The 20,215-nt window shown below is 32.2% G+C and carries 10 protein-coding genes; all 10 read right to left on the bottom strand.

The window, feature by feature from the left end; translation table 11 throughout:
- A partial coding sequence (locus KPL54_RS26655; RefSeq protein WP_216108998.1) for a biotin carboxylase N-terminal domain-containing protein occupies positions 1-88 on the bottom strand: 88 nt, incomplete at its 3' end.
- Between the two features lie 68 nt (positions 89-156).
- On the bottom strand, positions 157-651 hold the full coding sequence (gene accB, locus KPL54_RS23735) for an acetyl-CoA carboxylase biotin carboxyl carrier protein (protein ID WP_216108973.1): 495 nt from the start codon (positions 649-651) through the stop codon (positions 157-159).
- A 99-nt stretch (positions 652-750) separates the two neighbouring features.
- Positions 751-1,683, bottom strand: a complete 933-nt coding sequence (gene fabK, locus KPL54_RS23740) for an enoyl-[acyl-carrier-protein] reductase FabK (RefSeq protein ID WP_216108974.1) — start codon at positions 1,681-1,683, stop codon at positions 751-753.
- Between the two features lie 37 nt (positions 1,684-1,720).
- Complete coding sequence (gene acpP / locus KPL54_RS23745) at positions 1,721-1,951, bottom strand: acyl carrier protein (RefSeq protein ID WP_071612850.1); 231 nt, start codon at positions 1,949-1,951, stop codon at positions 1,721-1,723.
- Positions 1,952-1,991: 40 nt separating this feature from the next.
- Positions 1,992-2,714, bottom strand: coding sequence for a thioesterase II family protein (locus KPL54_RS23750; RefSeq protein WP_216108975.1), 723 nt, complete (start codon positions 2,712-2,714; stop codon positions 1,992-1,994).
- A gap of 14 nt (positions 2,715-2,728) precedes the next feature.
- Complete coding sequence (locus tag KPL54_RS23755) at positions 2,729-3,427, bottom strand: 4'-phosphopantetheinyl transferase family protein (RefSeq protein ID WP_216108976.1); 699 nt, start codon at positions 3,425-3,427, stop codon at positions 2,729-2,731.
- 33 nt (positions 3,428-3,460) lie between these two features.
- Complete coding sequence (locus tag KPL54_RS23760; protein ID WP_071612853.1) at positions 3,461-3,865, bottom strand: FMN-binding protein; 405 nt, start codon at positions 3,863-3,865, stop codon at positions 3,461-3,463.
- A 13-nt stretch (positions 3,866-3,878) separates the two neighbouring features.
- Positions 3,879-13,106: a type I polyketide synthase gene (locus tag KPL54_RS23765; RefSeq protein ID WP_216108977.1), complete on the bottom strand. Its 9,228-nt coding sequence runs from the start codon at positions 13,104-13,106 to the stop codon at positions 3,879-3,881.
- Positions 13,107-13,148: 42 nt separating this feature from the next.
- Entirely contained in the window at positions 13,149-14,312 is a 1,164-nt protein-coding gene (locus KPL54_RS23770) for an MFS transporter (protein WP_216108978.1), read from the bottom strand.
- A gap of 19 nt (positions 14,313-14,331) precedes the next feature.
- Positions 14,332-20,043, bottom strand: coding sequence for a non-ribosomal peptide synthetase (locus tag KPL54_RS23775; protein ID WP_216108979.1), 5,712 nt, complete (start codon positions 20,041-20,043; stop codon positions 14,332-14,334).
- Positions 20,044-20,215 lie beyond the last annotated feature (172 nt).

Raw genomic sequence — 20,215 nt, forward strand, 5'->3', positions numbered from 1 at the left:
CCACAGTTTGGATACCCATTTCATTACATGCCCGAATTATTCTTACCGCTATCTCGCCTCTATTAGCAATTAATATCTTCTTAAACATATTATTTATCATCCCCACACTTGAAATTATTAGCTAAAGTGTTTTTAGTTAATGAATATTTCTATCCACTATTTCTTAATTATTTTAAATAATGGTTGACCGTACTCTACCATATCTTCATTAGAAACTAATACTTCTAAAACTTCCCCATTTACTTCACTTTCAATTTCATTCATAAGTTTCATAGCCTCTAGTATACAAAGTGTATCTCCTACTTTAACAATAGATCCAACTTTCACAAAATTCTTCGATTCGGCACTTGGAGAGGTATACATAGTTCCAACAATAGGTGATTTAACTATAAATATGTTTTCATCAGTTATTGTCTTCACTGCATTTTCTTTATTTTTTGTATACTCTTGCTGCATTTCTATGGTTTCTTTAGTTAATGGTTCATGAGTAACTGTCTCTATATGTGTAACATTTTCAGGAACTCTTTCTACTACCACCTGTGCTTCTTTTTTCTCCATCTTTATTCTAATACCATCTGTCTCAATTTCAAAACAGGTGATTTGCGTATCACTAACGGTTTTTATCAATTCTTGAATGTTTTTATAATCCATATTTATCTACCATCCCATTTTTTTAATAATATAGTAGTATCTTGACTCTTGTTTCAAATTTATTATTGTTAAGCAATCCATATTAAGTAATGATATTTTTTATTTGAATTTAACAATCGTATTTTCTGCCTCTTTAAACATTTCTTCTATAATTTCCTTGCAACATTGTTCTTTCTTTATTAGGCCTGCGATTTGTCCCGCCATAACAGAGCCCATATCTATATCGCCCTCTTTTGCAGCTTTTGGTAAACATCCTCGTCCGAGTTCCTCTAAAGCCTTTACAGATGCATTTTCTTTTTCAAGCTTTTGAAATTGTCTTGATAACTTATTCTTTAAAACTCTAATAGGGTGCCCTGTAGATCTTCCTGTAACCACTGAATCTATATCCTTTGCAGCTAATACCTTTTTTTTGTAGTTTTCGTGTATTGTACATTCATTTGCTACTAAAAACCTTGTTCCTACCTGAACTCCATGTACTCCTAGCATAAAAGCTGCTGCGACACCACGACCGTCACCTATGCCACCTGCTGCAATTACGGGTATACTAACCCCATCAACAACTTGAGGAACGAGCGACATGGTTGTAAGCTCACCAATATGTCCTCCAGATTCGCAACCTTCTGCAATAACCGCATCTGCTCCTGCTCTTTCCATACGCTTAGCCATGGCCACAGAAGCCACCACTGGTATTACTTTAATTCCGTGTGACTTCCAAAGATTCATGTATTTACCTGGGTTTCCAGCGCCTGTAGTAACGACTTTAACACCTTCTTCACATACAAGATGTGCGATTTCTTCTGCATTATCACTTAAAAGCATTATATTCACACCAAAAGGTTTGTCTGTTAATTGCTTTGTTTTTTTAATTTCAGCCCTTATATAATCAGTCGGTGCATTGGCTGCTGCTATAATACCTAGGCCACCTGCATTAGACACCGCAGATGCTAAACTACTATCTGAAACCCAAGCCATTCCACCTTGTATTATTGGACATTTAACACCTAAGTCTTTAAAAAATACAGAATTAAACATTTTACCCCTCCTTGTTTCTTAAGTGCTTTAGTTTCTATTATTTTAATTTTCCTTCTATATATCTAACGATTCCCTTAATATCTTTAATATTCTCTATATCCTCATTTGGTATTTCAATTTCAAAGGCTTCTTCAAGTGACATTACGATTTCAAATATTTCAAGAGAATCTACACCTAAATCATCTGTGAGTTTTGCCTCCATTTTAACATCAGCCTCATCTATTCCCAATTGTTCAACTATTACACTTTTAACTTTTTCAAATACCATTACTAATTCCTCCTAAAATTTTATTTATTAATTGTCCACTCTATTTGTGAATATATACTTTATTGTGAGTTTTATTTTCTAAAGTATCATTTATAATATCAGTTATATTTTCAACATTGCTATTTAAATAAAAATGATTTCCATCAAAGTTATATATATATAATCCACTACAAACGTGATTTTTCCAAGCTAATATTTCTTTTAAACTAATAGAATCTTGCTTGCCATTCAGGATTGAAACATCGCATTTAATCTTGTTTTCTCTTTTTACATATTTATATGATTCTAACATCTCAAAATCACTCCGAATTATAGGCAAAAATATCTGAAGTAATACTTGATTATTTAGTAGTTCTACTGGTGTTCCACCAAGATCCCTTAGTTTTTGGATGAAATCATTGTCCGATAATGCATATATATTTTCTGCTTTTTTTATAATACTTGGTGGTTTATATCCAGATAGAAATATATGCATTGGTTTTCTAAGCTTAAACCTGCTTATTTTATAATATAGCTCATATGCCAAAAGACTTCCCATGCTATGTCCATAAATAGCATAATCCTCATTGGCTATTCTATCTTTAATATTCTCAAATATATCATCGACTGCTTCATCTATATTTTTATAAAAATTCTCACTATATCTTTTCCCCCTCCCTTTTAGCGCCAATCGAACTAATTCAATAGATGGATCTAAAAAAAACTTCCATTTATAATATATTGTTTCAGATCCGCCTGCATATGGTAAACAAAATAATATCATTAATATAACTCCTTCTATTTTTGATTAAACTTTGAATAATTATTAATTAAACTATTCTGATTTATCATTATTACATTATTTGAAATCTGTTTACTTACCGAACACACAGCTACTTTGTAACCGGGCATTGTGTCAAATGTTTTAAATTCATATTCATTATGTTCGTCAGGAATTACTTTAATATTATGACACTTGTCTATATCAATAGAAAATGATTTTAATGATCTTGTTAGCCCTTGACCACAGCATTTTATATAGCTTTCTTTAAGTGTCCATATTTCATAAAATTTGCTTAGTTTGCTATCTGGATTCTGTTTAATAATATAGTCTAATTCACTTTTAGTGAAAAAATTTTTAGCTATGTCCTCATATTCAATATGTTTTATTTCTTCAATGTCAATACCAATAGGTTTATCATCAATTGCGCATATTACAAAATTTCCAGAATGTGATATGTTAAAATTGATTATTGGATATCCTTTTAAACATGGCTTTCCATATTTATTTTTATGGAATGTTATATATTCATTTGCAATATTCAATTCATTAACAACTATAGATCTTATCAATATTTCACCAATTAGGCTTCTAATTTTATCTTCCTTATTAACGAATTTTTTAATTTTACATCGTTTCTCTTCACTAATTAATAAACATAGATTATCTAAATTTTCTTGGGTAATACTTAAAACTTCAGCAGCATAAATTTCCATAAAATACCTCACTGTGATTTTCAATAATTATTTTTATGATTTACCGGAGTTTAATGCATTTTCAATGGATTTCAGAATTACCTTACTGCTGTTTGTTGCTCCTGTAACAGTGTCTACTTGCAAGCTTTGGGCCTTTATTACCTTCCCTGTAATAATTTCTGCTGGTTTTCCTTTTTCATTCTTATGTTTTAGTATAGTTATCTTAACAATTTTGTTATCCTTGACTGTAACTGAAACAGTAGCTGCCACAGCTAAAGCATCACAAGATCCTGTATATGTTCCGTTAGAAACTTTTGATAAATCCACAGAACTAATTTTGATTTCCTTAATTATTTCCTTATACTTCTGAATAGAAATTAAATACTTTACACCAAAAATTGCACCGGTAAACACAACAACACAAATTGCACCTAAAATAATTTTTTTTAAATTCAGCATAATTAATTCTCCTTTATTTTTTTAAGTCATTAGCTAAGTCTTTGCAATTTGATTCTTTTTCAATATCTGAAAGGGTATAATTCGTATCAATCTTTAGTAAACCCTTTTTTTCTATATTATCTAAAACTAATCCTTTGCTTACTAACTCACTTGCAGTGCACTCACTTGCAATGTACTCTTCTTGAAGAGTTACTTTATAGGTTTCATTTTCGAAAGGGTAAGTAGGTAATGGAACTTTTTTCTCCATAACAGAAAATAACTTACTAGGGTTATACCTGCTCCCAATTGTATAAAGTTTAGCAAATACTGTAATAATAGATTCTACTGGGTTATCATTTATATTCATATCAACCCAATTAAACAGCTTAGCATCATAAAATTCACTGTTTTTGATTTCATTAATATTGCCAGGATAAATAACCACCTGGTTTTTGATTACAAATTCTTTTAAGTCTTTAATATTTTTTTCTGCATTTATAGAAATATCAAGCACTTCTTCAACAACACCTGTTGGTGTTAATATAGGACAATTTAGATAGACTGCATTATTATCTCCTTTGCCAATAGTATTTTCTAAAATGCTATTGTCCGTAAGCTCCTTAATAGCTTGATCTAATGTTATTAATCCAGTTAAAACTGCTGCGGCAGCAATACCTGTACCTTGTGCAATCATACCATAAATTTTCAAATCAAAACTACTTAAAAGAACACCAAGAGCATACTCAGTTGCAAAAGCTTCAATACGCTTATCCTCAAAATTACTGTGATTTTTGTATATTTCATATCTATCTGTGCATTGTTTGTATGCAGTGTTAAAGGCAACAAAACGCATACATAATTCATGTTTGTTATCCTTAGTAATTTCTAAGTTACCATCCAGTATAAGATAAGCTTGTGTTTCGCGATTTGGATTAGATCGTCCGTCAAATGTTCCTTCAATGCTCTCACCATTTTCAAATGAAGTAAGAACTTCTAACAAATGCTCTCTGGATCTAACTATTGATGCACTTTTAGTACTTAATTCTTTTTGTGCATTATTCATTGTAAAGCAAATCGAAGCTACACTTAAATCTTGATTTTCTTTTATATGATTTTTTAAATTAGTTGCTATACGTTTCATAACATTTTTATTTCTACCTGTTAACTGTAATAAATATGGAGGTTTTTCCTCTTCATACTCCATTTGAACTGGAGCTTCCTCCAACACCACATGAACATTGGTTCCACCGAATCCAAAGGCATTTACACCTGCCCTTAAAGGATTTAAGTTATTACATTTCCACTCTATAGGCTTTTCACTTGCAACATAGAATGGTGAATTATCAAAGTCTATATTAGGATTAGTGTTTAACTTATCATAGTTAATAGTGTACGGTATCGTCTTATTTTCAAGTGCAAGAACTACTTTTATTAAACTCGTTATTCCAGATGCCGATAACATATGCCCAACAGAAGATTTAACTGACCCAACAGCACAGAACCCTTTTTTCGATGTAAAAGATTGGAAAGCATGAGTCAGACCTTCAATTTCAATAGGATCACCGAGTGGTGTTCCAGTACCATGAGTTTCAACATATGATACTGTTTCTGGATTAACATTTGAAGATTGATAAGCCTTTCTTATTGCTTCTGCTTGGCCCTCAGGTCTAGGCGCCGTTATGCCCTGTGAATGTCCATCATTATCAATTGCAGAGCCCTTAATTACAGCCATTATGTTATCTTTATCTCGAATAGCATCAACGAGTGGCTTTAATAATATTGCACTTGACCCTTCCGAAAGTACCATGCCGTCAGCTCTACCATCAAATGGATAACAGATTCCAGTTTTAGACAAGGCTGATATTCTACTTAGGCCTACATATGGAGTTGGACTAAGATTCAAATTTACACCCCCAGCGATAGCCATTTGGCTATCGCCTGTTCTAATACTTTCACATGCCAAATGTAGTGCTGAGAGTGATGACGAACAAGCTGAATTAATTGTTAAACTTGGTCCTGTGAGATCAAGGCAGTGACTTACTCTTGCTGCAACCTCATTTAAACTATTTCCTGCAACCGCATCTGGCACCATCTTTGCAGGTTGTAGAACATTTAAAATACTTGCCATTATGCCCTTTCTTTCCATGTCATTTATATTATTAAATATTTTATTATTTAATAAGTCATTTTTTAGTTCCATATAAGTTCTATAATTAGCAAAATGCTCTTCATAGGTACTTTGCTCACAGCCTACAAAAACTCCAATACTTTTTGATTTATATCTTCCACCATAGCCTGCTTGCTCTAATGCTTCCCATGCAACCTCTAGAAAAATTCTCTGCTGTGGATCAGTAACTGTGGCCTCACTCGGAGACATACCAAAGAATAAAGGATCAAAGTCATATGGCTTGTCTATAAATCCACCATGGTTAGTATACGATGTATGTGAAGAATTTACATCAGTACTAAAATAATCCTTTGATGTCCATCGTCCTTTTGGAACTTCTCTTATTTCACATTTTCCATTCTCTAGAATATTCCAATATTCATCTAATGTGTTTGCCCCTGGTATCCGAACACTGGCACCAATTATTGCTATATCCTTTATATTTTCATTTTGATTATTGTTTTTATAAGTGACATCCATTTTTGCTGATACTACCTCATCTGAACCTGTGGAATAAAGTTTTTCTATATATTGTGCTAATGAATCTGGCGTCTGATATTCAAATATTAATGTAGGATATAATTCAATTCCAAGATTTTGTCTTAGACTTTCCATAACTTTTACTGCTCCAAGTGAATCCAGTCCTAAGTCAACAAAATTCTGTCCTTTATCAAGGCTCTCCATGTCTACTTTCAACTGCTCAGCAATTACTCCATAAACCGTCTCTCTAGTATTTTTTGATTTTTTAAAATCCGAACTACTAACTTTAATTTGAGAAGAGCTCTTTTCTTGTGCCAATTCAATTTTGTCTATAATGTGTATTACTCTTTGATTTCCATCTGATAAAACCCTCATAAGAGCTTCAACGGCTTTGCCTTTTGGGAGAGGATTTAACCCTTGAGCCTTTATTGCATTTAAAGCAATATCACCCAAATCAGAACCCATTCCAGTTTTAGACCATAAAGAATAATTTAATGAAATATTTTTTCCAGGTGCATTAACAGACCCCCTGTAGTAACTGTATGCTGGTAAAAATGAATTTGCTGCAGCATAATCACCAAGACCTGCTGACCAAGCTTTTTGTGAACAAGATACAGATGATATCATAACAAAGAACTTAAGTGGCTCTTTTCTTGTAACAAAATCAGTTATTACCGCCCCTTGAACTTTAGGTTGTATAACTTTATTGATTGTATTAATTTCTTTATCTATTAACTTAAATGTAGAGGAATCCCAGCTACCAGCTGCATGAATAATTCCATGAATAGGACCATATACATCATTTACTTTTTTTATAAGATTTTTCATTTCACCAATCTTTGTAACATCTACAATCTCATAAGTTACATTTGCACCAAGTTCTTCAAGGTTTAAAATTAAATTAATTTTATTTGCGTATTTATCACATATCTCTTTGTTCCATTCCACTCTTAGTGGCAATTTCGAGCGTCCTGTTAATACTAGATTGATTTTAGCTTTTTTTGCGAATGCTTTAGCAATTTCGCCACCTACAGGACTCAGTCCGCCTGTAATTAAATAAGTTTCACCATCATTAAATAAAATTTTAGAGGATTCTTTTAATTCATGTGTGTTTACTAAATCCCTTACATACCTTGCTCCATCTCTAATCGCAACTATTCCTTCATGGTTTAAGTCTCTTCTCATTTCATTGAATAAGGTTTGAGCAAGTTCCTTATTAGATTTATATTCTTTTTTATCTATATCAATACAATATGAATTTATAAAAGCATTTTCCTGATCTAGAGCCAATGCTAAAGTTACAGCAATAGCTTGGTGTGGATTGAAAATTTTATAACTATCATCAACAGCTATGGCACCATTTGTAGCTATTAATAATTTAACATTTTGTGAATCAATTTTTTCTATCGCCTTTCCAATTAACAATATACTATAAATGTCATCGTAAAGCACTTTATCATCGAATACAAATTCTGACTTGAAATGCTCCCCTTTAAAATTCCAAAGATGTATTACTGATGCTATAGGCCCTGGTATCTCTTTAAAGAGTTTAATATAGTCAGTTTCTATTAATGGATTAATAATAAATTTTTTATTAGAATCATAACTATACTCAGTTCCAGAACTAACAACATAAACTCTATTTTTATTTGAATCAAACATTGATTCAAATTCTTCACTAAGACCATTTCCATCATCAAATATTATTATATTTCCTGCTTCAAAAGAAGTAAAAGGCTTCGGTGGTTCAGGAATCCAGCTCCAATTATAAAACCAATTACTAGGAACCTTAATATTCTCAATTCCGAAATCAGGTTTATAAGTATTTCTTTGAAATGGATATAATGGTAATTGAACTTTATCATAATAAATACCTTCCTCAAACTTTTCAAAGTCTATGTTAAGTCCTAAAGAAAATAATGAACCCAAGGCTTCTAAACATGTCTCAAAGGAATTTTTCTTGCGATTTGCACAAAACAATACAGTTTCTGTATTACAAATCTGAATACCATTTGCAATTCCTGCGAGTACTCTATCCGGACCACACTCAATTAAAACATCTACTAAGTTGTCTGATAAATATTTTAAACTTTGCTCAAACTTTACAGGTGATAAAATATGTTGAATCCAATACTCGGTATCAAAAGACTTAGTCATTAATTCTCCTGTTACATTTGACACTATCGGTATTTTAGGAGAATTAAAAGGCACTCCCTCAAGTACTCCCCTAAATTCATCTAGAATTGGATTCATAAGTGGTGTATGGAAAGCTTGCGAAACATCTAATATCTTAAATCCTATTTCTTTGCTAAATAGTAATTCAGTAAATTTTTCTATTGCAGTTAATTCCCCTGATATCACCTGATGAGTCCCATTGTATGCAGCTATCCAAACACTACCATCAAAAGCCTTTAGTAATTGTTCTAATTTATCTCCCGAAGTAAATACTGCGCACATACCACCTGATGATTGTAATTCATGCATCAGCTTACCTCTAGAGGCTACTATCTTCGCTGCATCTTGCAAACTTACTACACCTGAAAGACAAGCTGCCGACCATTCGCCAATACTATGGCCAATCATATAATCCGGCTTAACACCCAAATCTATAAAGAGCTTTCCAAATGCATAGTCAATAGCAAAGACTACTGGCTGCGTAATATTAGTTTGTGCAAGAATCATTTTATCTGCTTTATCACTATAAATTAAGTCAGTTAACTTTTCGTTAAGATATGGATAAAAAGCCTGTGAACATTCCTCAATATAACCTCTAAAAATAGGCAAGTGCTCATATAGTTCTCTTGCTATTCCAACATACTGCGAACCTTGCCCTGTGAACATTAATGCTATTTTGTGAGATTTATCAACATCTTCATTATCTAATTTAATTTCTTTAAGTTTATTTAATAAATCAGAGCAAGATTCTGAAACCACACTACACCTATATTTGAATAATGTCCTTGATACATTTTCTGTGTAACATACATCTCCTAAGCAATTTCCATTACTAGTTTGAAGATATCCTACTAGATCATCAATTTTTTGTTCTAATGATTTTTTTGTGTTCGCAGAAAGACATATAAGATTATTCGACCTCTCATATTTTTTTTCAGATATTGTTTTAGCTAATTGAGGAGCTTCTTCAACAACCATATGACAATTAGTACCACCAAACCCAAAAGAGTTAATAGATGCTCGCCTTGATGTTCCCTGGTCCACAGTCCATTCCTTTGCCTTAGAAATAGTATAAAAAGGAGTTTTATTGAACTTAATAGAAGGATTAAGCTGCGTTAAATTAACGTTGGGTGGCATTATCTTATTGTTTAATGCCAAAACTACCTTAATAAAACTAGCTATACCAGCACTATTTAAAAGATGTCCAATATTTGCTTTAACCGATCCTATAGCTATAGAATTCGGTTTAGGACTCCACCTTTTAAAAGCACTATCCAGGGCTCTAACTTCACTCGGATCTCCAATTTTTGTACCCGTTCCATGAGCTTCTACATATTGTATATCTTTAGGATTAAAATCATTTTTAGCATATAAAGATTCAATTACAGAACGTTGCCCATCAGGATTAGGTGCCATAACTCCTATAGAATGTCCATCATTATTTATTGCACTCGCTTTAATAATAGCAAGAACCTTATCTTTGTCTGCTATTGCTTTCTTCAAAGGTTTTAGCAGAACTAGACCTGCACCTTCCCCAGGAACAAGGCCATCAGCCTTAGCGTCAAAAACACTCGACACTCCACTTGTTGATAAAGCACCTGCATTACTAAGGTAAATATACGGCGTAGGCGTAAGCAAAAGATTAATCCCTCCTGCTATAGCAATGTCACATTCCCCTCGTTTAAGAGACTCACAAGCCATGTGAATAGTTACTATTGAAGATGAGCAGGCAGTATCTACTACTATACTAGGCCCTTTTAAATTGAATTCCTGAGAGGTCCTAGCTGCAATCATATTCAAGATATTATCCACAAGTAAATTAGGGTGGAAATCAGTTACACCAAACTTGTTTTTCCATTCTTTAAGAATTGACTCTTGTTGCTCCGATGTAAGTGAGGTAACACTATCAAAACTCTTGAGATTCAGCATTTTTAAAGTATTTAGATGATATTCATAATAAGCATTTGTACTTGCACCAATAAATAGTGCTAAGCTTCTTCCACTTATCTTTTTCTTAGAATATCCCGCTCTCTCCAATATTTCAAAAACTAATTCCAAGATAATCCTCTGCTGAGGATCCATAACAGAGGCCTCTTCGTCTGATATGTTAAATAACTTGGCATCAAAATCAAATACATTATCTATAAAGGCACCTGTGCGACAATTTGTTTTTGCTTTATCATCACTTGGACTATAGTATTGATTTATATCCCATCTATCTTCAGGTATTTCATTAATACTACATTTCCCAGTTGCAAGGTTATCCCAAAACTCTTCTGGACTTAATGCATCAGGGAAACGGCAAGACATCTCAATTACTGCTATATCATCATCCTCATTCATTGAAGATGGTGTTGTTTTTGCTACATTAATCTCCGAGGTATTTACTTTAGGTAAAACTCTAATATATTCCGCCATATCATTTATAGTTTTACAATTAATAAGAATATCATGGCTTAAAGTCAATTTGAAATCATCTTCTAGCATTCCTAACACTTGGACTGCCTTTATTGAAGTTCCACCTAATGATAAAAATGTTTGATTATATCCTAAGCTTTCTATAGGTTTATCTAATACTTGTCCCCAAATTTCACGTATTTTATCTGCATTTTCTCCTATCATTAAAATATTATCTGGTTCAACTTTCTCAGATTTAGCCACCATATTAAACAATAATTCATCTGAAGTAAATATTTTCCCATCATATTCATTATTTAAAAATGACTTTATTAACACAAACCTTTGCACTTTACCACTAGTAGTTTTAGGAATAATTTTAGTTAAGACAACATACTCAATGGCGATACCAAAAGACTCATTTATTTGTCGTAGAATATTTGCATAGAATTCGCGTACTTTATCCTTATGTACACGAAGTGCAGAGAATATTGCTACTTTTTCTCTTCCCTCAAACTCATCATGCCAACCACATACCACAATTTTCCCAGGCTCTACTCCCTCAAATTCTTCTAATTTAAACTCGATGTCATGAGCAAAGAAATTTTGTCCATTAACAAAAATTATATCTTTAATACGACCTGTTACACATAACTTACCCTCAATCATAAAACCAGTATCTCCTGTTTTTAACCAATCATCTTGAAAAAATTTGCTTGTTGCTTCAGGGTTATAAATGTAACCTGAGGTAACATTGTCACCTTTTATTTGAATTTCTCCTAATTGCTTTTCTACAACTATTTCCCCGTTCTCATCTACTATACGGACTTCCATACCTGGAACTGGGTATCCCTCACTTGCCACCTGAAATGAATCAACATCATTTTCACTAACTTCTTTTGCTACCTTATTGGTTATAAGGCTATTTCTGCTAATACAATGACTTTCAGGTCTTGTGTTTGTAGTTGGAAAAGTAACTGCGAGGCATGCTTCGGCCATTCCATAGACCAAGAACATGCTCGTTGCTGGTAATTTACAAATAGCTAATTTATCCATGAATTCTCTTATAAGTGGTATTGAAATAGGTTCTGCTCCATTAAATATCAATCTTAACCGACTCAAATCCCAAGTTGCAAGGTGCTTATCTGTTATTTTTTTAAGTAATAATCTATACCCAAAATTAGGACTAGAAGTTAAACTAATCTTATGCTGGACAATCAAATCAAACCACCTTGTTGGCCTCTTTACAAAATCTACTGGATGCATGTTTATCTGAAACATACCTAAAGCAATTAATGTAAGGTGACAACCAATTAAACCCATATCATGATAATAAGGCATCCATGAAAGAAATCTATCCTCTGATGTAAAACCAGCAGCATCAATAATGCCTTCTATATTAGTTAACAAGTTTTTATGTGTCAGAATAACTCCCTTGGGGGTGTTTGTACTTCCTGAACTAAATTGTATTAAAGCAGGCTTATCTGATGTAGACATATCAATTGAACCTTTAACTGTACTTTGCCTTAAAACTGATATATTTAACATTAGCATATCTTTGCAATCTGAATATGAATCATTATTTTCTATACCTTTAATCATGGTATCGTCACTTATTATTGCAGGTTTTTTAAGTGTATTCCACACATTTATAAGCTTTTCTAAAGAAGCATTTTTTTCTTTAAATGATGATGGAGGAGTAATTGGTGCAGGTATAATTCCACCAAGGATACAAGCCCAGAAGCAAACAGCAAAATCAATGTTATTTTCGAAAGAAAGTATTGCAAAATCATCTCGTTTTAAACCACTTTTTTGAAGTTTACCTAAACTGTAAATGGCTTTTTCAAGTAATTGTTCATATGTTAAGAAAATTTCATCATTATTTTGAATGAACAATATTCCCTTATCCTTTTGGTTTTCTGAAGCCTCTATTAATAACTTCCCAATGTTCATTTTGCTCAGGTACTTACCATTTATAGGTTTCCCAGTGGACGTTGACATTTTTATATTTTCTTCAGCTTTAGTTGCTTTTTTATTTCTCATATTCGCATCTCCTTAATCATAGTTTCTTAGCTGTAATCTTATCTATACAGCTGTCTTTGATTGATATGAACCTCTTTTAATAAAGGTTGTAAAAAGAAATATAACAAAAATTAATAAACATACACTAAAAATATATCCATCTCCTAGCAGACTCATAGCTGTTGATGAAACAATTGGACCTATAGTTGACCCAATCCCATAAGATGAAGTAAATAATGAGGTTCCTGAAGATATCTCTTTTGTACCCAGATTCTGAACTGTAACTGCCAAAGATAGTGGGTAGATAGGTCCAATTGCAACCCCAGATAAGAAAGAAAAAATTAATCGTAACCCAAAACTATCGGAAACTATAATTCCTAAAACCGTAAATATAGATATAGTAATGATTATTATCAAAGTTTTGTTATGCCCAAACTTATCTGAGATATAAGTCATAGGTATAGTGCCTACAATACTTCCTACTACAAATATCGCCAAAGCATATCCAAGGTTTGTTAAACTATAATGCTTATGAAGAAGAAAAATAGGATAAAGGGTAATTAAAGTTGTTTCTGTAAAACCATATAGAAACGCACCTTGAAGCCCAATAGTTATTTTTTTAAATACATTTTCTTTTAGTTTTGCAGGAAATATAAGTTTTTCTTTAAAATTAAGTTTTAAAATTATTGGACACAATAAAAGTGAAGCTATAGGAATCATAAAAGGAACCCACGATTTATACATATAAAGCTTTGGACCTATAATAGAACTTAGTACAAAACCTATAGCAAAATAGAATGAATATAAACCACTTACCATTCCCCTTGTATTATCTTCCGTGAGGTTTTGGAGCATTGTCTGAACTCCAACCATAATAAAACTTATTCCAAATCCCATAATCACCATTAGTAAAAACAAAACATATATGCTTGAAACAAATGGAAAGATACCACATGCAGTTGCAGAAACTAATGACCCTATTAATATAATTCCTTTAATATTCCTGTTTCTCATATTTTTATCTATATAAGCTGAACCTATTGACATAAAAAGAAAAAATGAAGAAGAAACTATTCCAATCCAAAAACTTCCTACGTTATTTTGTTCCAAGTGAGTGGACGCAAGGGGATTAATAATCCCCATTGCAACTCCAATAAATAAGCCTATTATATAGAGAATCCATTTATTTTTTCCAAACAACAAATATATTTTTCCTTTTAAGCCCATAATACTCTGTATTACCCCCTTATTTTTTATTTAGTGCAGCCTTTACAGCTGGTATTTGCTGTGATCCAAACCAATACATATCTTGCTTCCCGAATATTTTTATCGCTTCTCCAGTAATATAATCTGATTTGTTTGATGCTAAGAATATAGCTAAATCAGAAATTTTTTCAGGTGGCATAGCGTTCTTTCTAAATGCACCTGGTGCCATATCCGTATCCACAAAAGCAGGACAAATTGAGTTTACCTGGATATTACTCATCTTAAATTCTTCAGCTAGAGATTTTGTAAGTCCTACGATTGCATGTTTCGATGCTGTATATGCACTCATTAGAGGGTAGCCGATAAATGATGAATCAGAGCCTAAATTAATAATTTTACCTGACTTCTGTTTAACTAAATATGGAATAACTACATGACACATATTAAAGCTGCCAAATAAGTTAACCTCCACTATTCTCTTCCACTCCTCTTCACTCATATCAGTAAAAGAATCCATTTTTGTTATTCCTGCATTATTTACAAGAATATCTATCTTTCCAAAGGTAGATATAACTTTGTCTACAGCATCACTTACTGCATTATAGTCACTGATATCCGTTCTTATAGATATAACTTTACCGCCAATTGTCTGAATCTCTAGTGTTGTTTCTTCTAGTTCACTGCTTGTCCTGGATATAATCACTATTTGAGCATCTTCTTTAGCCATTTCAATAGCAATGGTTCTTCCAATTCCTCTACCTCCACCGGTTATAATTGCAACTTTTCCAAACAATATACCATGTTTTTTATTCTCTTTTATTAACGAGAGAGGCTTTAAAGTTGAATGCTCTTGTGAATTCTCTCTATTATTAGTATAAGAAAACATCTCCTTAGTAGCTTTAATATATTGATTCCCCAGTTGCATTATAGTAGCTGCATTATACATATTCTTAGAATATTCTATTTCTAAATTTAATTCACCACTTACGATAGAAAAGAAAAACTCAATTGATGAAATTCTTTTTTGCTTAGGATGTGAATATCTTCTATCAATTCCATCCACTGAAAACTCAAATACATTATATTCTGGAATATCTCTATTTCCCAAATAGTTGGCCCTTATAGATGTTAGCTTCAAGTCAGGGTACAAATAAGCAGGTAAATTATCTGAAACTAAATCATAACTTATACCTTTAAGCGGAACACTCTCCATTCTATTTTTTATTTTTTGGACTGTTTCATACCAATCTTCATTGTCTCCTATACTAATTCCCAGTGGGTAGTTTATTGCAAAATTTCCTGCCGTCTCAAAGAAAGTATTATTATTTCCTAAATCCCTCCCATTCATCCTATGACTAACTACTATCCATGATTTGTTATATAACTTTTGAAGCATTCTATAAAGAGGAGCAAGTATAATTGGATATACATTCGCTTCAAAACATTGTTTTGCTGTTGTCAAAAGTATCTTAGTTTCCGCCTTATCTAACTTGAATTTTTTTGTTATAGTAGATTCCTCAGTATTGTTACCTAAATTAAAATCTGTAGGAATTTTAAAAGAATATGCTTCTGATGGAAATTGTTTTTTATAATAATCCACAAATTCCATGCATTTATTTCTTTTTTCTTCATTAACCTGAAGAACAAAATCCTTGTATGATTTTGAATTTTCAAGTTTAACCTTTTTATTTCCTAAAATAAGTTGCTCATAGATTTTCCATATATCCTTAAACAAAAGCTGATTCGTTGTAACATCAGAAATAAGGTGATGCCCTATCACAGAAATATCATAAAGAGAATCATTTACCTTTATAACAACCACTTTCCACAGAGGCCATTTGTCTACTTTTAGCCCTAATATAATTATGTCAATTAAATTCTTGACCTCATTATTTCTTTCCTCATTATTCATATGAGATCCGTCATAAAAATCTGCTTCTACCATTTGATCTTGTGGCAAAAATTTCTGCAACCACTTTCCATCTTTATCAACTAATACACTTCTTAAAGCATCACGACTATTAGTTACTATAGAAAGAGCTCTATTAAAAAGTGTATAATCTAGAGGCTGTTTATATAAGAATCTTGTATAACCAGTCCACTGGTATGGATAATCAAAATAGCTCATTAACCAGTTTTGTGCCGGTGATAGGGATATTTCATTAACTGCTAATTCATTAGTATCCTTCCCTTTTAGCTTTCTTTGAGATAATTCAATTAAAGCTTTTCTATCTAGCTTCCCATTAGGTGTCTTTGGTAAAACATTTATCCACTCAAAATGGTGAGGAATCATATAATATGGAAGCTTTTTTGATATACATTCTTTTAACTCGCTATCAGTAACTTCATTTCCGCATACCCAAGCAATCAACTGTTTCTGACCATCGATATAGTCCATCGCGATTACAGCGGCTTCATCTACGCAGGAGTGACCTCCAAGTACTGACTCAATTTCTCCTAATTCAACTCTAAATCCTCTTATTTTTACTTGATTGTCTATTCTCCCAAAGTAGTCATAGCTTCCATCTGCACGCCTTGAGGTTAAATCTCCCGTTCGATATAAATATTCTCCTGGAACGTCCTTAAAAGGATTATGTTTAAAAGCTTCATCTGTTTTCTGTTTATTATTCTTATAGCCTTTTGCAATTTGAATACCACCAATCCAAAGTTCCCCTATTTCTCCATCAGGGAGTTCCTTCATATTTTTATCTAAATTTTTTATAAATACATTCGTAATTGGTTTACCTATTGGAATACTGTTTTCTCCGTTACTCCCAGGTCTTTTGTCAATTATATGACAGGTAACATCAATAGATGCCTCTGTAGGTCCATAAAGGTTTGCAAGGCCTATAGACATGCCTCGCTTGTCTATCCATTTTTGTAATATTGGCATTGGGAGAGCCTCGCCACTAAAAATAAGCCATCTTAAATCATTGAAATTATAATCATCATCATGTATTGCGTTTACGAATTCACCAAATAATGATGGTACAAAATGCATTATATTTATCTTTGTATCTATTAACCACTTCGCAAGACCCCATGGATTTTTTACAGTTTCTGATGTAATAGGACATACTGTTCCTCCATACATTAAAGGCCAGAAAAGCTCCCAAACAGATATATCAAAACAACAAGATGTCTTTTGCGCAACACGTTCTCCTATTTTAAGTTTAAAAGTATCTTGATGCCATTTTAACCTATTCATATAACCCCTATGAGCAAGCATAACTCCCTTAGGATTTCCAGTTGAGCCTGAAGTATATAAAACTGTCATTAAATCATCGGGCATGCTTTCAAATTTAGGCGCGTTACCTGAACCATTTATCCATTGTTCTTTTAAAACCTGATTGTACTTATAAGTTGTGATTATGGTATCTGCATAGTCCAAGTACACAAGAGTTTTTATTGAAGAATCATCCTTTATTAATTTACTTAGCTGATCTTTTAAGGAACTTTCAGTAAGTAAAACCTCTATACCTGCACTATTAAGTATAAATTGAACACGATCGGTTGGATACGCAGGATCCACTGGCACATAAGCTGCACCAGCTTTCATAATACCAATCATTCCAATTAGCATTATGGGCCCTGGAAATGCCATTATTCCAACAAAAGAACCACTTTTTATCTTTTGGGTTTGCAAATAGTTAGCAACCTTGTTTGATATAGTATCTAGCTCCCTATAGGTCATTGTTTCATTATTATACATAATTGCTGCAGCATCTGGTGTAAGCTTACACTGTTTCACAATTTGAATATAAGGAATCTGTTCTTTATCCTCTGAATAGTTTTCTTTTAAATCTCCTTTTTCATAATTGACACTTCCATATTTTTCAATTATCGAAGCCATTTCATTTAGAGTCCTACATCCGAAAAGAGAGTTTTTATCAACGCCTACATGTTGCTTACTAATCCTTGTTATTATCCGTATAAGCTGCAGTGAATCAACCCCAAAATCTGACTCTAGATCTTTATATATATCATCGCTGCAAATAGTTGTGCAACAAACTTCTTGTGCTATTGTCTCAAGTTCTTCAAGTAAAATTTTATCTTGCGAAATTTTTGAACTTAATATTTCATCATTGACCACTATTTTATATTCTGCAAGAGAATTAAGATTATCTATAAATTTGTTGATTAGTGTATTAATATTATCTTCACTAAAATGTAAGCTATCATAATTGGAGGTAATTAAAATTTTATTTTGGAATAACTCAATAAGATTGTCTATAGTTTCTACATTTGTTGATGTATATGCTTCATAATCAATTATTTTCAAATCTCCATATCTTTCTTTAATCTTAGTATTGCCAACAAAAGAGAGATATAAGTTTGATTTTAAAGTTGAACGAACAATAGCAGCAGTTGTTTTATGCATCTTCCCGTGTTCAAGCATATCCTGCTCTTTTGCCATTTGTGCTGTTATAAAGGTTTGAGCTCTATCTATTCCTAAAGATATATTATCTTTTATTTCTTCATCTACATTTTTTACTAATGTTTCCCAGTCATTACCACTATGATTTAAATTGAAGGTTAGTGACATATTTTGTGCAAAGCACCCTATAAGTCCGGTTGCATCAACACTAGGATATACTTTTCCTCCAGTAGGTAAGTTTAAGATTGTTTGATTACTTTCCTCATCTAACTGTGATATAGATTTTAAATAAGCACTTACTAGAATCGAGAACAAAGAAACTCTCCATGCTTTTGATTTATCTAGAAGAAGGTTGGTGACAGTTTCGCTTATCCAGTATTTTTGTGTTTTTATTTGTGCAAACTCATTTTCAACATTATTCTTGCTAAATGGATTAAATCTATACTTTGTTTTCCCACAAGTTTGTGTATATTTATCCAAGTTTTTATATTCTTTAGGATCATTGAAGTTGTTAATTTCGGAAACCATTTTATTATAGTCTGATACATTTAATATTCCTGGTAAATTTGAATTGACACCTTGCAACCTTGCTGAGTAGATCTCCAGTATCCCTCTAAGTATTTGCTGATTTCCCAATCCATCCGAGACCAAGTGATTGTTCGCGAGTATTAACTCATATTGGGTATTATTTATTTGAATAATCATAAATTTGTGAAGTGGATATTTAAAAATATCAAAAGGCTTGTTTATAAGTTCTTCTATAGTTTTCTTTATTGTCTCATTTCTAACTTCCTTTGGTAAATCTCTCATGTCTCGTACTTCAATTTTAGGTAATATAGGATTTATATATACTTTGAGTTTGTAGTCTTTAAAGTTTTTTGCTTCATCGCATGCCTTAAACTCTGAGCATAAACTAGGATGTCTTTTTACTAATTCAAGCCAACTTTCTTGCAAAATTTCTAAATGTAGTGGTCCCTCAATTTTTACCCCTGAACAAATAGTTAAGGTTCCTACTGACCAATAGGATACTAAAAATGGATATTGAGAATTCAAAATTATTAACTCATCTGTTTCATCTTGACTTGCTGATTCTACATTGTAAAAACCCTCAAACATAAGAACAATTTCACCTATTGTTTGGAGAGACATTAAATATGTTATAGGATACTTTGATGTAAAATTCTCTAGTTCCTCAGCAGGAACACTCTTCATTAATCCATTCATAAGTGTTACCATTTTAATTGAATCAATTCCTAAATCACTTTCAAGAAACATCTCACAATCAAGATCTAAAGTTTTATGTCCAGTTATATTTGATATAAGCTCATATACTTGTGTCTTAATATCTGCTCCGTTTTTCTCATTAATATACATTTTGTATTCTCCTTCCATATATTTAGTTTTCGCAAACTCATGTCCCCTTGTTATATAAAGTTTCTGTAAAATAAACTGTTATTTTAATTGTATTTTATACCATGAAAAGCAACATTCCAAGGCAAAAAGCATAAAATAGCATTTTTTAAACATAAATGGAACTTACTTTTAT

Origin of the sequence: Clostridium estertheticum (assembly GCF_018861295.1) — a bacterium.
Taxonomy (GTDB): Bacteria; Bacillota; Clostridia; order Clostridiales; family Clostridiaceae; genus Clostridium_AD; species Clostridium_AD estertheticum_D.